General features: G+C 35.8%; 2 protein-coding genes. One reads left to right on the forward strand and one right to left on the reverse strand.

Features of this window, described 5'->3' with window-relative positions:
• The first annotated feature begins 6 nt into the window (after positions 1–6).
• Complete coding sequence (locus tag ACYQ0O_RS13150) at positions 7–171, forward strand: ABC transporter permease subunit (RefSeq protein WP_459893801.1); 165 nt, start codon at positions 7–9, stop codon at positions 169–171.
• A 5-nt stretch (positions 172–176) separates the two neighbouring features.
• On the opposite strand, the gene ACYQ0O_RS13155 is transcribed toward ACYQ0O_RS13150, so the two are convergent.
• A partial coding sequence (locus ACYQ0O_RS13155; RefSeq protein ID WP_459893799.1) for a CysS/YqeB C-terminal domain-containing protein occupies positions 177–425 on the reverse strand: 249 nt, incomplete at its 5' end.

Consider the following 425-nt stretch of genomic DNA (forward strand, 5'->3'; position numbering starts at 1 on the left):
GAGACCATATTTTCCTGGCCAGGCATTGGTCTTATGGCATATCAGGCAATCCTGGCCAGGGATTATCCCCTTATCTTGACCCTTAATTTTATATCTGCAGTACTGGTATTGATTGGTACCTTTGTGTCAGATCTATTGTATATGATAGTTGATCCAAGGATAAGGATGTAAATATTTTATACTCTTCTAAACACCCTCTGTCCATAGGGAGTATCTTCTATTATATACCCTTTTTCCCTGAGCCTTAATCTAATTTCATCTGCCTTGTGAAAATTTTTAGCCTTCTTGTATTCTTCACGTATCTTGCATAACTCTTTAACTTCCTGAGGTAGTTTTTGTTTGTTTATTGGGAGTTTTGTTTCATCAATTATCTTTAATATAGAAGCAACATCCTGTAGTTTTTCCCATATCAATTTGCCCTCTTT

It is taken from the genome of Desulfothermus okinawensis JCM 13304 (assembly GCF_054654515.1).